Annotated in this window: 12 protein-coding genes and 1 pseudogene; 2 read left to right on the plus strand and 11 right to left on the minus strand. The window is 52.9% G+C overall.

From position 1 onward, the window contains the following. Positions 1 to 2: 2 nt before the first annotated feature. The 3 genes and pseudogenes from GN241_00645 to GN241_00655 all read right to left on the minus strand — a co-directional run bounded on the left by GN241_00645 (position 3) and on the right by GN241_00655 (position 3,089). Positions 3 to 1,499 (minus strand): hypothetical protein, encoded by a 1,497-nt coding sequence (locus tag GN241_00645; GenBank protein XAT55997.1) that lies wholly within the window; start codon positions 1,497 to 1,499, stop codon positions 3 to 5. A gap of 9 nt (positions 1,500 to 1,508) precedes the next feature. Next, positions 1,509 to 2,066: a tripartite tricarboxylate transporter TctB family protein gene (locus GN241_00650; protein ID XAT55998.1), complete on the minus strand. Its 558-nt coding sequence runs from the start codon at positions 2,064 to 2,066 to the stop codon at positions 1,509 to 1,511. A gap of 72 nt (positions 2,067 to 2,138) precedes the next feature. Next, positions 2,139 to 3,089 (minus strand): annotated as a pseudogene (locus tag GN241_00655) (tripartite tricarboxylate transporter substrate binding protein). An 876-nt stretch (positions 3,090 to 3,965) separates the two neighbouring features. Between GN241_00655 and GN241_00660 the strand changes: the two are divergent. Next, positions 3,966 to 5,465: a trimethylamine methyltransferase gene (locus tag GN241_00660; protein ID XAT55999.1), complete on the plus strand. Its 1,500-nt coding sequence runs from the start codon at positions 3,966 to 3,968 to the stop codon at positions 5,463 to 5,465. A gap of 216 nt (positions 5,466 to 5,681) precedes the next feature. On the opposite strand, the gene GN241_00665 is transcribed toward GN241_00660, so the two are convergent. The 8 genes from GN241_00665 to GN241_00700 form a co-directional block, all read right to left on the minus strand. Then, entirely contained in the window at positions 5,682 to 6,134 is a 453-nt protein-coding gene (locus tag GN241_00665) for a carbon monoxide dehydrogenase (protein XAT56000.1), read from the minus strand. A gap of 202 nt (positions 6,135 to 6,336) precedes the next feature. Beyond that, the gene (locus GN241_00670; GenBank protein XAT56001.1) at positions 6,337 to 7,137 is read right to left on the minus strand and encodes an XdhC /CoxI family-like protein; all 801 of its coding nucleotides are present in this window, start codon (positions 7,135 to 7,137) and stop codon (positions 6,337 to 6,339) included. Further along, complete coding sequence (locus GN241_00675) at positions 7,134 to 8,315, minus strand: VWA domain-containing protein (GenBank protein ID XAT56002.1); 1,182 nt, start codon at positions 8,313 to 8,315, stop codon at positions 7,134 to 7,136. Before GN241_00675 ends, GN241_00670 begins: the two co-directional genes overlap by 4 nt. Further along, the gene (locus tag GN241_00680) at positions 8,312 to 9,187 is read right to left on the minus strand and encodes an AAA domain-containing protein (GenBank protein XAT56003.1); all 876 of its coding nucleotides are present in this window, start codon (positions 9,185 to 9,187) and stop codon (positions 8,312 to 8,314) included. The genes GN241_00675 and GN241_00680 overlap by 4 nt, the downstream gene beginning before the upstream one ends. Positions 9,188 to 9,234: 47 nt before the next feature. After that, a complete protein-coding gene (locus GN241_00685; GenBank protein ID XAT56004.1) occupies positions 9,235 to 11,652 on the minus strand; it encodes a carbon-monoxide dehydrogenase large subunit in 2,418 nt (805 codons plus the stop codon). Continuing rightward, positions 11,649 to 12,143, minus strand: a complete 495-nt coding sequence (locus tag GN241_00690) for a 2Fe-2S iron-sulfur cluster binding domain-containing protein (GenBank protein XAT56005.1) — start codon at positions 12,141 to 12,143, stop codon at positions 11,649 to 11,651. Before GN241_00690 ends, GN241_00685 begins: the two co-directional genes overlap by 4 nt. A 12-nt stretch (positions 12,144 to 12,155) precedes the next feature. Continuing rightward, positions 12,156 to 13,010 carry a xanthine dehydrogenase family protein subunit M gene (locus GN241_00695; protein XAT56006.1) on the minus strand — a complete coding sequence of 285 codons (855 nt, stop codon included), beginning with the start codon at positions 13,008 to 13,010 and terminating at the stop codon, positions 12,156 to 12,158. 132 nt (positions 13,011 to 13,142) lie between these two features. Further along, positions 13,143 to 14,312, minus strand: a complete 1,170-nt coding sequence (locus GN241_00700; GenBank protein XAT56007.1) for a carbon monoxide dehydrogenase — start codon at positions 14,310 to 14,312, stop codon at positions 13,143 to 13,145. Between the two features lie 256 nt (positions 14,313 to 14,568). On the opposite strand from GN241_00700, the gene GN241_00705 reads away from it, so the two are divergent. Next, the gene (locus GN241_00705) at positions 14,569 to 15,351 is read left to right on the plus strand and encodes a 2OG-Fe(II) oxygenase (protein XAT56008.1); all 783 of its coding nucleotides are present in this window, start codon (positions 14,569 to 14,571) and stop codon (positions 15,349 to 15,351) included. Positions 15,352 to 15,484: the final 133 nt, after the last annotated feature.

The following is a 15,484-nucleotide window of genomic DNA, read 5'->3' on the forward strand; positions in this document are numbered from 1 at the left end:
TTTCAAACATTTGCCTTTTCCTCATGTGAGGAGAAGGCTGAGTGAAGGCTTTTCAATAAAGTTAAAGCCCCCGCTATGATAAGGATCGTGCAAATCGGGCGCGAAAAATACGTGACCAAATCATAATGAACCATTTGCATGCCCTGCGCAAAGTTTTGCTCGCCAATTTTACCAAGGATCAGGCCCAGCACGATGCCCGGAATAGAATATCCCGACCGGCGTAGCATAAAGCCGATAATCCCCGCGCCAAACATCACCATCACATCCAGCACCAGCCCACGCCCGATATAAGCGCCGATACTGGCCAGCATTAAAATCATCGGAGCTAAAAACTGAAACGGAATTTTCAACAAATAAAGGATGGTTTTGGTTTCGAGCAATCCGATGAAAAGGATCGATAGGTTAGCATAGAACATCGCGGCAAAAACGATCCAGATCAAGTCTGGCGAGTTGTAAAACACCAATGGCCCTGGCTCGAGATCGTGCATTTGGAACACGGCGACCATCATCGCGGTTAACGCGCCGCCTGGAAGACCCAGCGCCAAAAGTGGGATCATTGCGGCGCCAGTGGCCGCGTTATTGGCGGTTTCGGATGAAATCACGCCTTCCAATTTGCCTTTGCCAAATTCTTTTTTATCTTTTGACCAGCGCACTGCCTCGCCATAGCCCATAAAGGCGGCCAAGGTTGCGCCGATGCCCGGTAAAATACCGCAAAAGAAGCCAACAAAGATTGACCGCACTACGGCAATTTTATGCGCCCAAAGCTCGACAAGGCTTGGAAAATCAACGCTGAATTTCGGTGCAACGTATTTGCCGCTGATGTTGCGCTCGGCTTGTACGAACACTTCGGATACTGCGAAAAAGCCCAGAATGGCCGGCACAAAAGCGATGCCGGCGGCCAAATCCGTAAAGCCGAAATTGAAGCGGTTGATGCCGCCCACGGGGTCTTGCCCGATCGTTGCCACCAAAAGCCCCAAAAGCACCGACAGCCAGCCTTTCCAGATTGTGCGCCCGCCAACCGAGGAGGCAACCGCAAGGCCAAAAAATACCAACGCAAAAATTTCTGGTGGTCCAATATTCATAATCGCCCATTTGGCAAGCGGCTCTGTTGCGCTCATCATCACCAAGGCGGAGGCGATGCCGCCGATTGCTGAACATAAAACGGCGGCGCCAACGGCTTTCCCGGCCATGCCTTTTTGTGTCATAGGATAGCCGTCAAAGGCCGTTGGGGCGTTTTCAGGCGCGCCTGGTATGTTGAATAAGATTGCCGTGATCGCCCCGCCATAGGTGCCCGTGCAATAAATCACCGCGAACAGCATCACCCCCTGTGCAGGGTTGAGATCGGCAGTAAAGGGCAGCAAAATCGCTGCCAATGTCAGCATGCTAACACCGGGGATGGCCCCAAATAGCATACCGCCAACAACGCCGAAGATAAAAATTCCAATCGTGACAGGATCGCCAAATAGCGTAGCCGTTCCGGCTAGAAAATTCTCAAGCATGGGCCACCCTTAAAACAGTTGATCGAGTTGGGTTTTAGTTTTCAGCATAAACGCGCTGATATCGTAAAACGGGGAAACGTTGCCTTGCGGCAGGGGTGCGTTTAACACCACCATGAATAGCAGGATCAATAAGGCATAGATCACCACTGTACTGCCTAGAATAAAGCCGAGTCTGCGTTCGCCCCAGGCCAGCATAATCAGCGCAATGAAAACTGGCGTTCCGGCGTAAAACCCCACGGGCTTCAGCGAGACCGCATAGGCAAAAGGTAGCAATAGGATAAAGCCGGTTTTCAAATAATCGCGCAATCCGTGATACTCGATCTGATCTGGCTCTTCGCTGGCCCCAACGCGGCTTTTCAGGGCTTTTCCACCATGGCGCAGGGTATAAAATACATTCCCCAAAGCCACCAAAACCATCAATAAAAGGATGGTGCGCGGCCAGCCCGTCGCCCCGAATTTGTAAATTTCAATTGGTTGATTGAAGTCATAGGTGACGGCGAAAAAAATGCCCGCAAGCGCCAGCCAAAAAACGGCTTCGATCAAGTCTGATTTTTTAAGATTGCCCATATTTTTTGTCTTTTTTGGCCAGAGCCTGCTTGGAGCTGCGGCTCCAAGCAGGCGCCTAGCTTACGTTGTTGATTATTTTACGTCTAAGCCCATTGATTTATAGACGTCACGATATTGCCCGATCGCTGCATTGATCATTTCAATCGCCCCATCTGTATCGCGATAGCTGTCAATCACAGTCATGAACTTGCTCTCGTTATAGGCTTGATAGCTGTCTTCACAATAGGCGCGCTGAAAGGCCCATTTCAACCAGTCAACGCGATCGGCAGGTGCATCTTTATGCACGTAAAAGCCGCGAAAACGCAAAAGAGGTTCAAAATCCATACCCATTTCGACATGCGTTGGCACATCAGCAAATGCGGCGGGGCGTTCGTTGAACACGGTTAGGATTGGCTTGAAATTGCCCGCATCCAGAAAGTTGCGCACATCGCCTGGTTGTTCGAACAAAGCATCCACTTGGCCACCCAAAAGCGCGCCATAGCGCGGGGCTCCTTTGTCAAATGAGATCTGCTGGATCTGCATGTCTGAGGCATCGGTGATAAATTTCATGATCACCCGTTCCATCGAGCCTTCTTTTGACACGTTGGCGATGGTTGCTTTGCCATCCTGAGCCTGAACCCATGCCACAAAGCTGGGCCAATCGGTGAAGCGTGTTTCATTGCTTCGAATATATACTTGCGAGAAGGTAACTTGTGAAATCACCAATGGAATCAGATCAACTGCTGGATTTGGTTTGCTCGAATCCAGCGCATGGGCTGAGGATGCATCATCAATATGTTCAAGAACCGTGTAACCATCAGCAGGCGCTGACATATAGGCGGTCATACCAACCGTGCCGGATCCGCCTGGTTTGTGATCGCGGTTGATATTGACTGATGTCAAACCGGTGACCGCTTCGGCCATTGCAGCTGCAACTTGGCCCGATCCACCACCAGGACCATAGGGAACCACCATGGTTAAAGCCCGCTCGGGAAAGCCACCGGGCTTGGCCATGCTGGCCTCGCTGACCCGGCATTCACCGGCAAAGCCCAAACTTGCCATACCGGTTAAGGCAGACGCGGTGAGGGCAATAGACAGCGTTTTTTTGAGTGTTATCTTCATTATTTCCTCCTCCTATTGATTTGATCGTATTTTTTTATTGTCGATCATGAAAACAATGGTGCCTCTGGGGCCCTATATGTCAACAAAAAAGCCTCTTTATACGTTATGCAAAATGAAAGAAGTTTTTTAAATAAATGCATTTCTATACTGTTGTGATACTTTATCGTCATATCATTTTATGGTTTAAATCCTTCAAGGCGGTCATCTGCGCAGCTGCCTTTGGACCTTTTCAAGCTTGCGTACTGTCCGTGCAGGGCCGCCATTTTGCCAAGATAGACTGACGCATATTCATGTTTTGAGGCTTTTTTCATTCAACCTTAGATATGTTTGCGCTTCTAGCAAATGCTTTGAAACCGATTTTGGGCGCGTCAAATGATCATACAGAAATCAATATTTTTGAGCCATGCTAGCGCAATGGCGGAGCTTGAAAAAATACTGCTTGCAGCGCGGGACCGATTTGGCGTTAAGATAGTGGGTCTGGTAAAGTCTCAAGCCGCGTCATAGGAGAGTCCATATGCGTGCAGAATTCAGCCTTGAAAATGACCGATATTTTCTTGGGCGGTGCAGGTTAAAGCGCCGGCTGCAGATGAAAACTATCTGCAACGTTCGGCGGCCACAGAGACAAAATTGTTTACAATGGATAAAAGCTGCAAGGGGCTTTTGCCGCGCTATTCTGGGCAAAAAGATGGGCCCGATGCCACGAAACTTTAATGGTGTTTTGCTGCGCTGGTTGGATCTTCCTCAAATCTTTGTATGGGCGAAGGATCGCTCGTTTAATGCTCCGGCTGCGCCAGCCTGATGGTCCGCCGCTCTCGCTCATCAGCGGCCTTTAACCAGGCAGCTGCTGCACCGAATACGGTTGCACAGGGGGGAACCTGGGCGCCTTTCTCAGATCAGAGCCTTAGTAAAATTCAACAAACTGTTTTTAAAATTTTAACCGATATAGGCGTGTCTGAAGCGCCCGATACGCTCTGCGATGTTATCATCGAGGCAGGGGGACGGTGTGAAAACGACCGGCTCTTTTATCCGCGCGATTTGTTGGAGGCCGCTGTGCAAGAGGGCCCAAAACAGGTCTTGCTGGCCGGACAAAACCCCCTGCACGATCTTAGGCTGGGCGCAAGCGCGTCTTATACAGGAACCGGGGGGGCAGCCCCGACGGTTTTGGATGATCAGAGCAAAACCTACCACCCGTCTACATTGGCAGATTTATTTTCTGCCGCCCGATTGTCCGATACGCTCAATCATATCCATTTCTTTTCACGCTCAGTGGTGGCGCGCGATATTGAAGATCCGCTGGAATTTGATCTAGGAACCGCGGTTGCTTCGGTTTTTGGCACCTCGAAGCATGTGATGGTTGCAGCCAGTGAGGCCGCGCATGTGCCCAAAATTGCCGAGCTGTGTTATGAGATTGCCGGAGGGGAAGCCGCGTTCCGGGAGAGGCCGTTTTTGTCCTTGAATATAAATCATGCGGTACCCCCATTGCGCATGCATGCGCAAAGCATCGCCGTTATGCATGCGGCAGTGAAGGCGGGCATTCCGGTGCATTGTAATGTTTTTGGTCAATTGGGCGCGTCTAGCGCGGTCACATTGGCGGGATCGGTTGCGCAGACCTTGGCAGAAGTGTTGGCGGGTTTGGCCTTTGTGCATGCGTTAGACCCACAAGCGCCTAGAATCGCGGGGCCGCGCCCGATGATTATCGATTTGCGCAGCGGCGGCATGGCTGGCGGGGCGGGGGAACAATCAATGGCAACCGCGATGGCCGCGCAAGCCTTGCGCGCGTGGCAGATCCCATGCTCGGTGATTGCGGGGGCAACCGATAGCAAGCTGGCTGATTTTCAATCCGGATATGAAAAAGCCATGACGATTCAATCTGCGATGCAAAGCGGGGCCAATTTGATCACGCAGGCAGCGGGGGCGCAAGCCGCCTTGATGGGCGTGAGCTTTGCTGCCATGGTTGCGGATAATGATATGCTTGGCGCTATTTTGCGCGCCAATATTCTGCCCGAAATTTCAGAGGAGACCCTTGCCTTAGCCGCGATCGCGGATGTTGTCGCCGGCGAAGGGCATTTCTTGGGCCGGCCCGAAACCTATGCGCGCATGCGCAGTGATTTCTTATATCCTGACGTTGCGGATCGTGGATTGATTGAAGAGTGGCACGCCAGCGATAAGCTGGATATGGGCAGCCGCGCGGCCCGGCAGGCGCGCATTCTGTTGCAAAACCATTGGCCAAAACATACCTCTCAAGCCTTGCGAGAGCGCTATCTTAAGCGCTTTGGATTGCCGCTCGGCCCGGGTTGAGATGGCGGTTTCAAAAGGAAATAAAGGCCTTTAAACAAGCCATTGCCTCAACCGTTTTGCTGCGCGGCCAAAAGCGTATCGCTCTGCCCTTCTCGGTCTGCTGACGCTTGAGAAATAGCGTAATTTCCATAAGGGCAACGATTTTGGCTTACGCGTTCCAAAAGGGCTCGGCCCGCCAGTTTCGCAATTCAGGGTCTCACCGGGTGATACGTGGGATTACGTTTGCTCTGGCGCATCTAAAATTTCGGAAAACCTGGTGAAAAATTTACCCGCCAGTTTTTTCGCTGTGCTTTGCACCAACCGGTTGCCCAATTGCGCCAGTTTGCCGCCGATATCGGCTTTGGCCGCGTAAGCAAGGATGGTTTTATCCCCCTCGGCGCGCAAAGTCACATCGGCGCTGCCTTTGGCATGCCCGGCTGCACCGCCATTGCCTTTGCCGCTTAACGAAAACTTGTCCGGTGCCCCGGTTTGGTCAAGAACAACCTCACCGCTGAAGCGCGCCTTTACCGGGCCAACTTTCAAAACCACTTTGGCCTCTAAATTGGTGTCGGAATGTTTGATCAGCTCTTCGCAGCCCGGAATACATTGCTGCAAAATTTCAGGATCATTCAGCGCCGCATAAACAGTGCTTATCGGGGCATTGATTTCGATTTCGTCGTTCAGTTCCATGGGGGTTCCTTCGTTAGCAGCAGGGGAATTTGAGGCGCGCCAATGCGTCAGCTTGCTTCGCTGTCAGCGATAGGCGCTGTATGCGCCGCCGCATAAACTTTAAAATGATTTTCATATGAACCGCACTTTCCAGATATGATGCGCAGATGTCTGGCAGAGATCTTGCGCATAAACAAGACATCTCAAACGCAACGTTTTGCCACTAGGCATTTTGGGCCTCTCCTCGGAAGGTTTTGCGCCGCAATTTCGTCAATCCGGCCAAGATGGACAACGCAATTTCTTCGGGGGTAACCGCGCCAATATCCAAGCCCGCCGGTGCTTGCACGGCGCGCACCCGCTCTTCTGGCAATCCGCTTTCGATCAGTTTTATCGCGAGCGTCTGGTATTTTTTGCGGCTGCCAACAAAGGCTACGAACCCTTTGCTTGCGCGTAATGAGGCGCGCAGCGCTTGCAAATCGCCTTGACCTTGCGTGGCGATCACAATCGCATGGCGTTTTGTCGATGGCGATATGGCGAACCCATCAGATCGCGCGTTGCCTGAAACCGACCAATCAAATTGAGGGGCCAGCGCGGTAAGGGCCATCGCCACCGGCGAGGCGCCAAAAACAATAAGCTCTGGGCGCGGCAAGCAGGGCTCGATAAAAATATCAATCGTGCCTTTTGAAGGGCAGCCATTGCGCGCAAAGCGAATGCCCTCGCTTTCGTCTCCATTGCTCAATCCCTTTTCTGACAGCAGGTCTTCGGGGGTGATCGAAACCAGCTGCGGAGTGTTTTCGTGAATGGCGCGCAAGACGCCTTTTGTAACCGCGCTGCGGGCGCAGCCCCCCCCGATCCAACCAAAAACAATCTGACCCTGCGCATCCAGTATAGCTTTGGCACCCGGCTTGGCCGCTGTGGCTCCGGCGGTGCGGATAATCGTGGCCAGCGCAAAGGCTTCTTGGCGCGTACGCAACCCGTCAATCGCCTCGGACATATCATCATCGAGCAATTCTTTGGGCATCATAGGCGGGCCAGCTCCGGTTCTAAAGTGGCAAGCTCAGCCAGTGATCCGGCAGATTTGAATCCATCAAGATAAGGCATTGCGGCCGCCATGCCCTTGGCAATTGGCTGATAATCTTGCCAGCTTTTCAGCGGATTCAACCAAATGATTTTACAGCCACGCTTTTTGAGCTGCGCCAGCGCACCCGCCAATTGATGCGCTGGGCCCGTATCGTACCCATCGGATAAAATAAGCACCACGGTGCGCCCGTTGACGAATTTTTTTGCATAATTACGGGCATAATAATCCAAACTTTCGCCGATTTTTGAGCCGCCTCCAAACCCGTCTGCCATCAGCGACATCCGCGTTAAGGCGCGAAACGCGTCTTTGTCGCGCATGGCTTCGCTGATCCGGATCAAGCGGGTGTGAAATAAATAGGCATCGGTGGTGGGGTCGTTGCGCATCAAACCTAGTAAAAACGCAAGAAACACTTTTGCATATACCGTCATCGAGCCAGAGACATCGCAGAGTGCAGATATTTTTAAGCTGCGTTCGGGGCGGTTTTTTCGGGCAAGCCGGATTGGCTCGCCGCCCGTTGCAAGGCTTTGACGGATAATTTTGCGAAAATGCAATTGAGCCCCTTTTTGCGCCGCGCGGCGGCGGCGCGCGCGGCGGTCTTTCAAGGCGGTGCCCAGTTTCTCGGCCAGTTCTTGGGCCTTTGCAAGATCGCTTGGTTGGATCAAAGCGCGTAAATCGGCGCGTTTTAGATTATTGGTTTTGCTGGCGATTAAACGCCCCACCCCATCGCTTTCTGCCTCGTTTTCGCCGGTCTCTGGGGTGTCGGGGGCGCCAGATGCCCCTTGATCGGTGCCCGCGGCGCGGCGCGAAGATGACATTTGATCAGCGTGCGAAGGTTTCTGAGCGGAGATAACTTTTGGTTTAACCCGCCCAGTATTCAACCAATAGGCGGCGAAAAGATCGTCAAACCGCGCTGCATCTTCTTTGCATCCGGTGCAGATCGCCTTTAGGGCAGCGCGGGTTTCTTGGATATGCGCCGCCGAGACATGGCTGAGACCGACCAGTGCCAAATCGGTTTCCGCCACGCCAAGGCGCAGGCCATTTTCCCGCAGATGGGCCAAAAATCCGCTCATTCTGGCGGCAGGGCCCGGATCGCGCCCAGCAAATCGGGTTACGCGGCTCATGCTGCGCGCCCGGCAAGCCGCTGTGCCACTTCACGCGTGATATGGGCTTGATCGCTTTGGGTTTTTAAAAGCGTGGTCAAGCTGGCCTGCAAGGCCGCGGGGTTCGCGGTGAGATCGGCGATGCCCAGCCCCATCAGCGCTGCTGCAAAATCCAGCGTTTCGGCAATTCCAGGGATTTTTTCCAAGTCCTCTGCCCGCAGTTTTTGCACAAATCCGATGATTTGCTCCGCGAGCTTGGCTTGTATATCGGGGCATCGGCTGTTTAAAATGGCCAATTCGGTTTCCCGATCTGGATAGTCAACATAGGTGTAAAGGCAACGCCTGCGCAGCGCATCTGATAAATCGCGCGTGCCATTTGCAGTCAGAACCACAATGGGTTTACTCACCGCTTTTAATGTGCCGAGCTCTGGCACGGTGATTTGAAAATCCGCCAAAATTTCTAAAAGATAGGCTTCAAATTCTTCATCTGCGCGGTCGATCTCATCGATCAGCAATACCGGCGCTTGGGGTTGGCGAATGGCGGCCAAAAGCGGGCGTTCGAGTAAGAACTCTTCTGAAAAAATGCGCTTTTCAACCGTGGATCCGGTTTCGCCTGCTTCGGCGCTGCTGCGGATCGCCAAAAGTTGGCGTTGGTAATTCCATTCGTAAATAGCCTGCGCAGCATCCAGACCTTCATAGCATTGTAAGCGGATGAGTTTAGTATTTTGCACCGTTGCCAACACCCGCGCCACTTCGGTTTTGCCAACGCCAGCGGCCCCTTCTAACAGGATCGGCCGTTGCAGCGAGATCGCCAAATGCAAGGCGACAGCCAAATCATCCGATGCCATATAGCCTACCTCGGCCATCGCGGTTTGCACTGCGCTAAAGCTCATTTCTGCCATCCTCGAAAGCGGGCGGAAAAGATCCGCCCGTGCTTTGCTTAGTCATGCAAGCCTAAATCGTTTGCGATCTTCCAAACCCGCCAATGATCGTGGGGCATATGCGCCTGCCGCAATCCAAAGGCGCGGAAGGCATCATGCACAGCGTTTGAAAAGGCCGGAACGCCCCCCACATTCGGGCTTTCACCGACACCTTTGGCTCCGATCGGATGATGTGGCGAGGGCGTGGTTGTATGATCGGTGGTGTAATGGGGCGTTTCCCAAGCCGTTGGCAGGAAGAAATCCATCAAGGTTCCAGTTTTCACATTGCCCATCTCATCATAGGCGATTTCTTGGCCCATCGCGATCGCCAGCGCTTCGGTTAAACCGCCATGCACTTGGCCCTCAATAATCATCGGGTTGATCCGCGTGCCGCAATCATCCAGCGCATAAAATTGCCGGATTTCATGCTCGCCTGTATCCACATCTAATTCCATCACGCAGATATAGGCGCCAAACGGGTAGGTCATATTGGGCGGATCATAGTAGCTGACCGCCTCTAGGCCCGGTTCAAGCCCCGGTATCGCCTGATTATAGCTGGCAAACGCAATGTCTTTCATGGTTTTGAAACGCTCAGGCGCGCCCTTAACCACAAAGCGATCCACGTCAAATTCAACGTCATCATCATGCACTTCCAGCAGATAGGCTGCAATCATCTGCGCTTTGGCGCGAATCTTACGCCCCGCCATTGCGGTGGCGGCGCCGGCCACCGGCGTTGAGCGCGAGCCATAGGTGCCAAGCCCGTAGGGGGCCGTATCGGTATCGCCCTCTTCGATGGTGATCGAGTCTGCCGGTAGGCCGATTTCTGTGGCCAGAATTTGGGCAAATGTTGTAGCATGGCCCTGCCCCTGACTGATGGTGCCAAGCCGCGCGATGGCGGATCCCGTGGGATGAATGCGAATTTCGCAGCTGTCAAACATGCCCAGCCCCAAAATATCGCAGTTTTTGACGGGTCCGGCCCCGACAATCTCGGTGAAATGGGTCAAGCCAATTCCCAATAATTTGCGGGTTTCACCGCGCTGGAACGCGGCCACGCGCTCGCTTTGCTCTTTGCGCAGATCGTCATAGTTCACGGCTTTCAACGCTTTGTCCCAAGCCGTGTGATAATCGCCGGAATCATATTCCCAGCCCAGCGCTGAATTATACGGAAATTGATCCTTTTTGATAAAGTTGATCCGGCGCAATTCGGCTGCATCCATGTTCAGCTCAATTGCCAAAACCTCGACCATGCGTTCGATGAAATAAGCCGCTTCCGTGACGCGGAAGGAACAGCGATAGGCCACGCCGCCAGGGGCTTTGTTCGTGTAGACACCATCGACTACCAGATAGGCGGTGGGGATATCGTAAGACCCTGTGCAAATATTCATGAAGCCGGCTGGAAATTTGGTGGGATCTGCGCAGGCGTCAAACCCTCCGTGATCGGCTGTTGTATGACACCAGAGCCCGGTGATCTTGCCGTCTTTGGTGGCCGAAATCTTCCCTTGCATCCAATAATCACGGGCAAAAGCCGTGGTCATCAGATTGTCCATCCGATCTTCGATCCATTTCACTGGCTGGCCAGTGACGATGGAGGCCACAACTGAGCAGACATAGCCAGCATAAGCACCAACTTTATTGCCAAACCCGCCTCCGATATCGGGCGAGATCACGCGAATATTATGCTCTTCAATGCCCGAAATCAGCGAGACTACGGTGCGGATCGCATGCGGCGCTTGAAACGTGCCCCAAAGCGTCAGCTTGCCATTGACCTTATCCATTGAGGCCACGCAGCCGCAGGTTTCCAAGGGGCAAGGATGGGTACGATGATAATAGATCATTTCCTCAGCCACCACATCGGCTTCGGCCAGCACCTGTTCGGTTGCGTCTTTTTCACCAGCTTCCCATGTGAAGATATGGTTGTGATGCTTGCGCGGTCCATGCGCGCCATCGGCTTTTGGATCAAGATCTTCGCGCAAAACAACGTCTGACTTCAGCGCTTCAAACGGATCTGTCAGAACCGGCAGTTCTTCATATTCAACCTCGACCGCTTCGATTCCATCCGCGGCTGCAAAACGGTCTTTGGCGATGACAAACGCCACTTCCTGGCCTTGAAACAACACTTTACCATCGGCCAGGACCATTTGCTTATCGCCGGCCAAAGTGGGCATCCAATGCAGGCCCAAAGGTTCAAGATCTTTGGCTGTCAGCACCGCCAACACGCCGGGCACTTTCAAAGCGGCTTCGGTGTTTATATCCACCACGCGGGCATGCGCATAGGGTGAGCGTACAAAATCTCCCGACAGCATCCCGTCAAGTTTGATGTCATCGACATAATTGCCTTTGCCTTGGGTGAAGCGCGCATCTTCAACGCGTTTACGCGAGGATCCCATGCCTTTGAGGCTTGATTTGCGCTCTTCGCGGTCTGGAGTCATATCATTCATTCTGCAGCCTCCTTCGTGGCGTTCATCTCAGCCGCAGCGGCGAGAATGGATTTGACGATATTTTGATAACCGGTGCAGCGGCACAGGTTTCCCGACATTCCAAAGCGTATCTCTTCTTCGGTTGGGGATGGGTTTTCCTCAAGCAGTTTTGCCGCACGGGTGATCATTCCCGGCGTGCAATAGCCACATTGCAAACCATGATGCTCTTTGAACGCGCTTTGCAGCGGGTGAAGCGCATCGGGGCCGCCCATACCTTCGATCGTGGTCACGTCTGCGCCATTGGCTTGGCCGATAAAAACCGTACAGGCTTTGACCGATTTGCCATCCATGGTAATGGTGCACGCGCCGCAATGCGATGTTTCACAACCGATATGTGGGCCCGTGATGTTCAACCGTTCGCGCAATGTATAAATCAGCAATTCGCGCGGCTCGGCGAGAAACTCTTCTTCCTGGCCGTTCACGGTTAGTTTGATATGTAGTTTATCTGTCATGTTTTATTCCTTTCAAGCCCGGGACCAAGCGCGCTGGATCGCGCGGGTCAGGATAACGCCAGCCACGTGCATTTTAAACGCAACGGGGCCACGGTTATCTTCGGTTGGATCGATATCACCCAGCGCCGCGGTAACAGCTTGCTTAATCGCCGCGTCATCGAGTTGGGTTCCGATTAAGGCAGCACCGGCCGCCTCTGAGAAGATCGGCGTATCGCTGAGATTGGTCATTGCGATCGAAGCGCTGCTGCAGTTGCCCCCGTCTTTGGAAAGCAATACCGCCGAGGCGGCCGTGGCGTAATCACCGATTTTGCGCTTTTGCTTTTCATAGGCATATCCTGCCGCATGCGCGTCAAATGAGATTTCTATCAAAACTTCATCATCTTCGCGGGCCGTCATATAGGCCGCTTCGTAAAACGTGCGGGCCGTCACCGAGCGCGTGCCATTGGGCCCAGCCAAAGTGAATGAGGCATCAAGGCATTGCATAAGACCGGGCATATCATTTGCCGGATCGCCATTGGCCACATTACCCCCGACCGTGCCCATGTAGCGCACTTGTGGATCTGCGATTTGAAGCGCGGCTTCTTTCAGCAGAGGCGCTGCACTTGCCAAGCCTTGATCCGCAATCACTTGCGCTTGGGTGACCATCGCCCCCATTCTGACCCGCGGTCCCTCAACGGAGATGTCAGACAAATTAGGGATGTCTTGTAAATCGATCAGGTGCGGAATATCCGCCATGCGCAGTTTCATCATCGGAATTAGGCTGTGGCCGCCGGCCATAACCCGCGCATCGTCGCCGTGCTCTGATAGAATGGCGATGGCATCTGTCAAAGCGCTGGGCCGATGATAGCTGAATGGTGCTGGTATCACTGCTTTTTCTCCCCTAAAAGCATTCATTGCGAAAAGCGTCAGTGAAAGTGGTTTTTCGCACATGCTCTAATACATTAACGCCGCGGAATTTTTCACCAGTTGCGAATGATCTGCACGAATTGCGCTTTTTTGCTAAAGCCCGAGGGTTTCTTTAACCCGTTTGAGATTCGATCGGCTGACGGGGACGGGCGGCAGTTTAGGGTTTTCAAACCGGCACAGGCCTGTGTCTTTGAGGCGTTCAAAATGCTGCACTTTGGCGCTGTTGATCAGATAGCTGCGATGGGTTGTGAGAAAACTGTATTGGGCTAAGCGTTTGGTGGCTTCGGTGATAGGCCAAACGCAAAAATGCCGCTCTCCATTGTTTTTATACACATGCGTATAATGCCCTTCAGCCCGGATAAAGGCCACGTCAGCGGGCGCGATAAACAAGGTGGTGCCGTTGCTCTCGCAGGGGATTCGTTGTGCCCGCGACGCGGCGGATGCGGCAGGGCCCAAAGCCGGCTTGGGGCTGGGCGCTGGCGTTGGATCCGGCGCCCCCGACGAGACGGGCGCCGCGCTTGCTGCGCTTGGGTTTGGCATTTGGGTAGGTTGTGGCAACAGAAACGTCACACCTGTCCATAGAAACGCTCCTAAAATGAGGAAACTTGAGCAGATTACGATCAACGCCAGCACCTCGTTTGTAATGCTTGGGCCTAGCTCATTAAAAGCCGGAGCTTCGACAAAGCGCGTGCCCCAGATGGCCACGAAATGAACCGCAAAAACCGCCAAACCGAAACAAACCGTCCCCAGCAATATATTTCGGTTCGAGCGCTGTTCATAGGCGATCCAGATCGCCGTAACGCAAAGGCTTATGGCGGATAAAAATGCAAGTGAGATACCTTGAACCGTATAAACGGGGCGGCATAATTGCAGACCGGCCATGCCCAGATAATGCATGGTTAAAATGCCAAATCCAACAAGGCTGCCAGAAAGAATAAGAATTTTTGGGCGGCGTTCGAAAAAATGCAAAAGCCCCAAAGCAACGCCCACTATCAAAATTGCCAAAAGCGCAGATGCCAGCGTGATTGCGGCATCATAGTAAAATAAAATGGGCATTTGCAGGCCCAACATGGCCACAAAATGCATCGACCAAATTCCGCCTCCCAAAGCCACGGAGGCGAGCGATACCGCAATTTTACGCTGCGAAAAAGACTTTTGAGACAGGTCTTTGGTAAGCGTTAGGCCGGTGAAACCCGCAACCAAAGCAATCAGAAAAGACACGACGACAAGGCCGCTATTATGGCTAAACTCTAACGTTGTCATGCTTCACACATGCATTTACCAACGCAAAAAGCAATCTTGAAGGCGTTTATAACAGCCAACTTCTGCGAGTCTGCCGATAAATTCCTAACCTATTTGGGCAAATCTACAGCGTAAATTCATGGCGCAGGCGTGAAAGGCAAGGCCGCTTTTGTAGGTTCAAACCACGTATCGTTTTCGGCGCTGCCGGTTCAGGGCTTGTCAGATTTTGCGCAAGCTCCTAGGGTTTCGCGCAAAATCCTTTGCAGAGAGATTGTTGATGCCCACCCTGTCTGATGTTGTTGACCTGAGCGCCTATCCTTTGCGCGATCATGCTTTGCTTGAACGCTGTCGGGCTGCTTTTGATCGCGAGGGGGTGCTAACCTTGAAAGGCTTTTTGCGCCCCGAAGCGGTGATAGATTTGGTGAAAGAAGCGCAGCAGGAGCGCAAGCATGCATTTTTCACCGCATCAACGCATAATGTTTACTTAACGCCCAAAGATCCTAGCCTGCCCACAGATCATATTTTTAACCGTCAAGTTAGCTCGTCAAAAGGCTGCATCACCACGGATCAAGTGCCTGCAGGGTCGGGCCTGCATTGCCTTTACAATTCGGACATGTTTCGCAGCTTTATCGCCCAATTGGTGGGAGAGCAGGCGCTGTTTGAATATGCCGATCCGTTATCTTCGATCAATGTGCATTACGCGGGCGAAGGCCAAGAATTGAATTGGCATTTTGACAATTCTGAATTTGCCATCACCCTGCTGTTGCAGGCCCCTTTGGCAGGCGGTGAATTTGAATATCTGCGCGATCTGCGCGATGCAGAAAAAGGCGATATGAATTTTTCTGGCGTGCAAGCGGTTGTTGAGGGTAAGCGCCAACCTGAGGCGCTTTCAGTTGAGCCTGGCACGTTGGTGCTGTTTCGTGGACGCAACGCGATGCACCGGGTTACCCCAACGCAAGGCGCGCGGGATCGCATTTTGGTGGTTTTGGCGTATAATTCCAAGCCGGGAATTGCGCTGTCTGAAGCCGCGCGGATGACGTTTTTCGGCCGTTTAGGGTAGATTATGGTGCAGTTCTAAGCTGCGCCATGTTGCAAGCGGCCCGCGCTATATGGAAAGGCGATTGTTTTTTATCATGTTTCACATATAAGCGGCGCATCGTTTGATGCGCGGCATCTATGTTGCAAAAAAGGGC

It is taken from the genome of Rhodobacteraceae bacterium IMCC1335 (assembly GCA_039640495.1).
GTDB lineage: Bacteria > Pseudomonadota > Alphaproteobacteria > Rhodobacterales > Rhodobacteraceae > Thalassovivens.

Excerpts from the sequence above, each read along its gene's own strand:
- GN241_00645 (XAT55997.1), bottom strand. The coding sequence starts at position 1,499 with ATGCTTGAGAATTTTCTAGCCGGAACGGCTACGCTATTTGGCGATCCT.
- GN241_00650 (XAT55998.1), bottom strand. The coding sequence starts at position 2,066 with ATGGGCAATCTTAAAAAATCAGACTTGATCGAAGCCGTTTTTTGGCTG.
- GN241_00660 (XAT55999.1), top strand. The coding sequence starts at position 3,966 with ATGGTCCGCCGCTCTCGCTCATCAGCGGCCTTTAACCAGGCAGCTGCT.
- GN241_00665 (XAT56000.1), bottom strand. The coding sequence starts at position 6,134 with ATGGAACTGAACGACGAAATCGAAATCAATGCCCCGATAAGCACTGTT.
- GN241_00670 (XAT56001.1), bottom strand. The coding sequence starts at position 7,137 with ATGATGCCCAAAGAATTGCTCGATGATGATATGTCCGAGGCGATTGAC.
- GN241_00675 (XAT56002.1), bottom strand. The coding sequence starts at position 8,315 with ATGAGCCGCGTAACCCGATTTGCTGGGCGCGATCCGGGCCCTGCCGCC.
- GN241_00680 (XAT56003.1), bottom strand. The coding sequence starts at position 9,187 with ATGAGCTTTAGCGCAGTGCAAACCGCGATGGCCGAGGTAGGCTATATG.
- GN241_00685 (XAT56004.1), bottom strand. The coding sequence starts at position 11,652 with ATGAATGATATGACTCCAGACCGCGAAGAGCGCAAATCAAGCCTCAAA.
- GN241_00690 (XAT56005.1), bottom strand. The coding sequence starts at position 12,143 with ATGACAGATAAACTACATATCAAACTAACCGTGAACGGCCAGGAAGAA.
- GN241_00700 (XAT56007.1), bottom strand. The coding sequence starts at position 14,312 with ATGACAACGTTAGAGTTTAGCCATAATAGCGGCCTTGTCGTCGTGTCT.
- GN241_00705 (XAT56008.1), top strand. The coding sequence starts at position 14,569 with ATGCCCACCCTGTCTGATGTTGTTGACCTGAGCGCCTATCCTTTGCGC.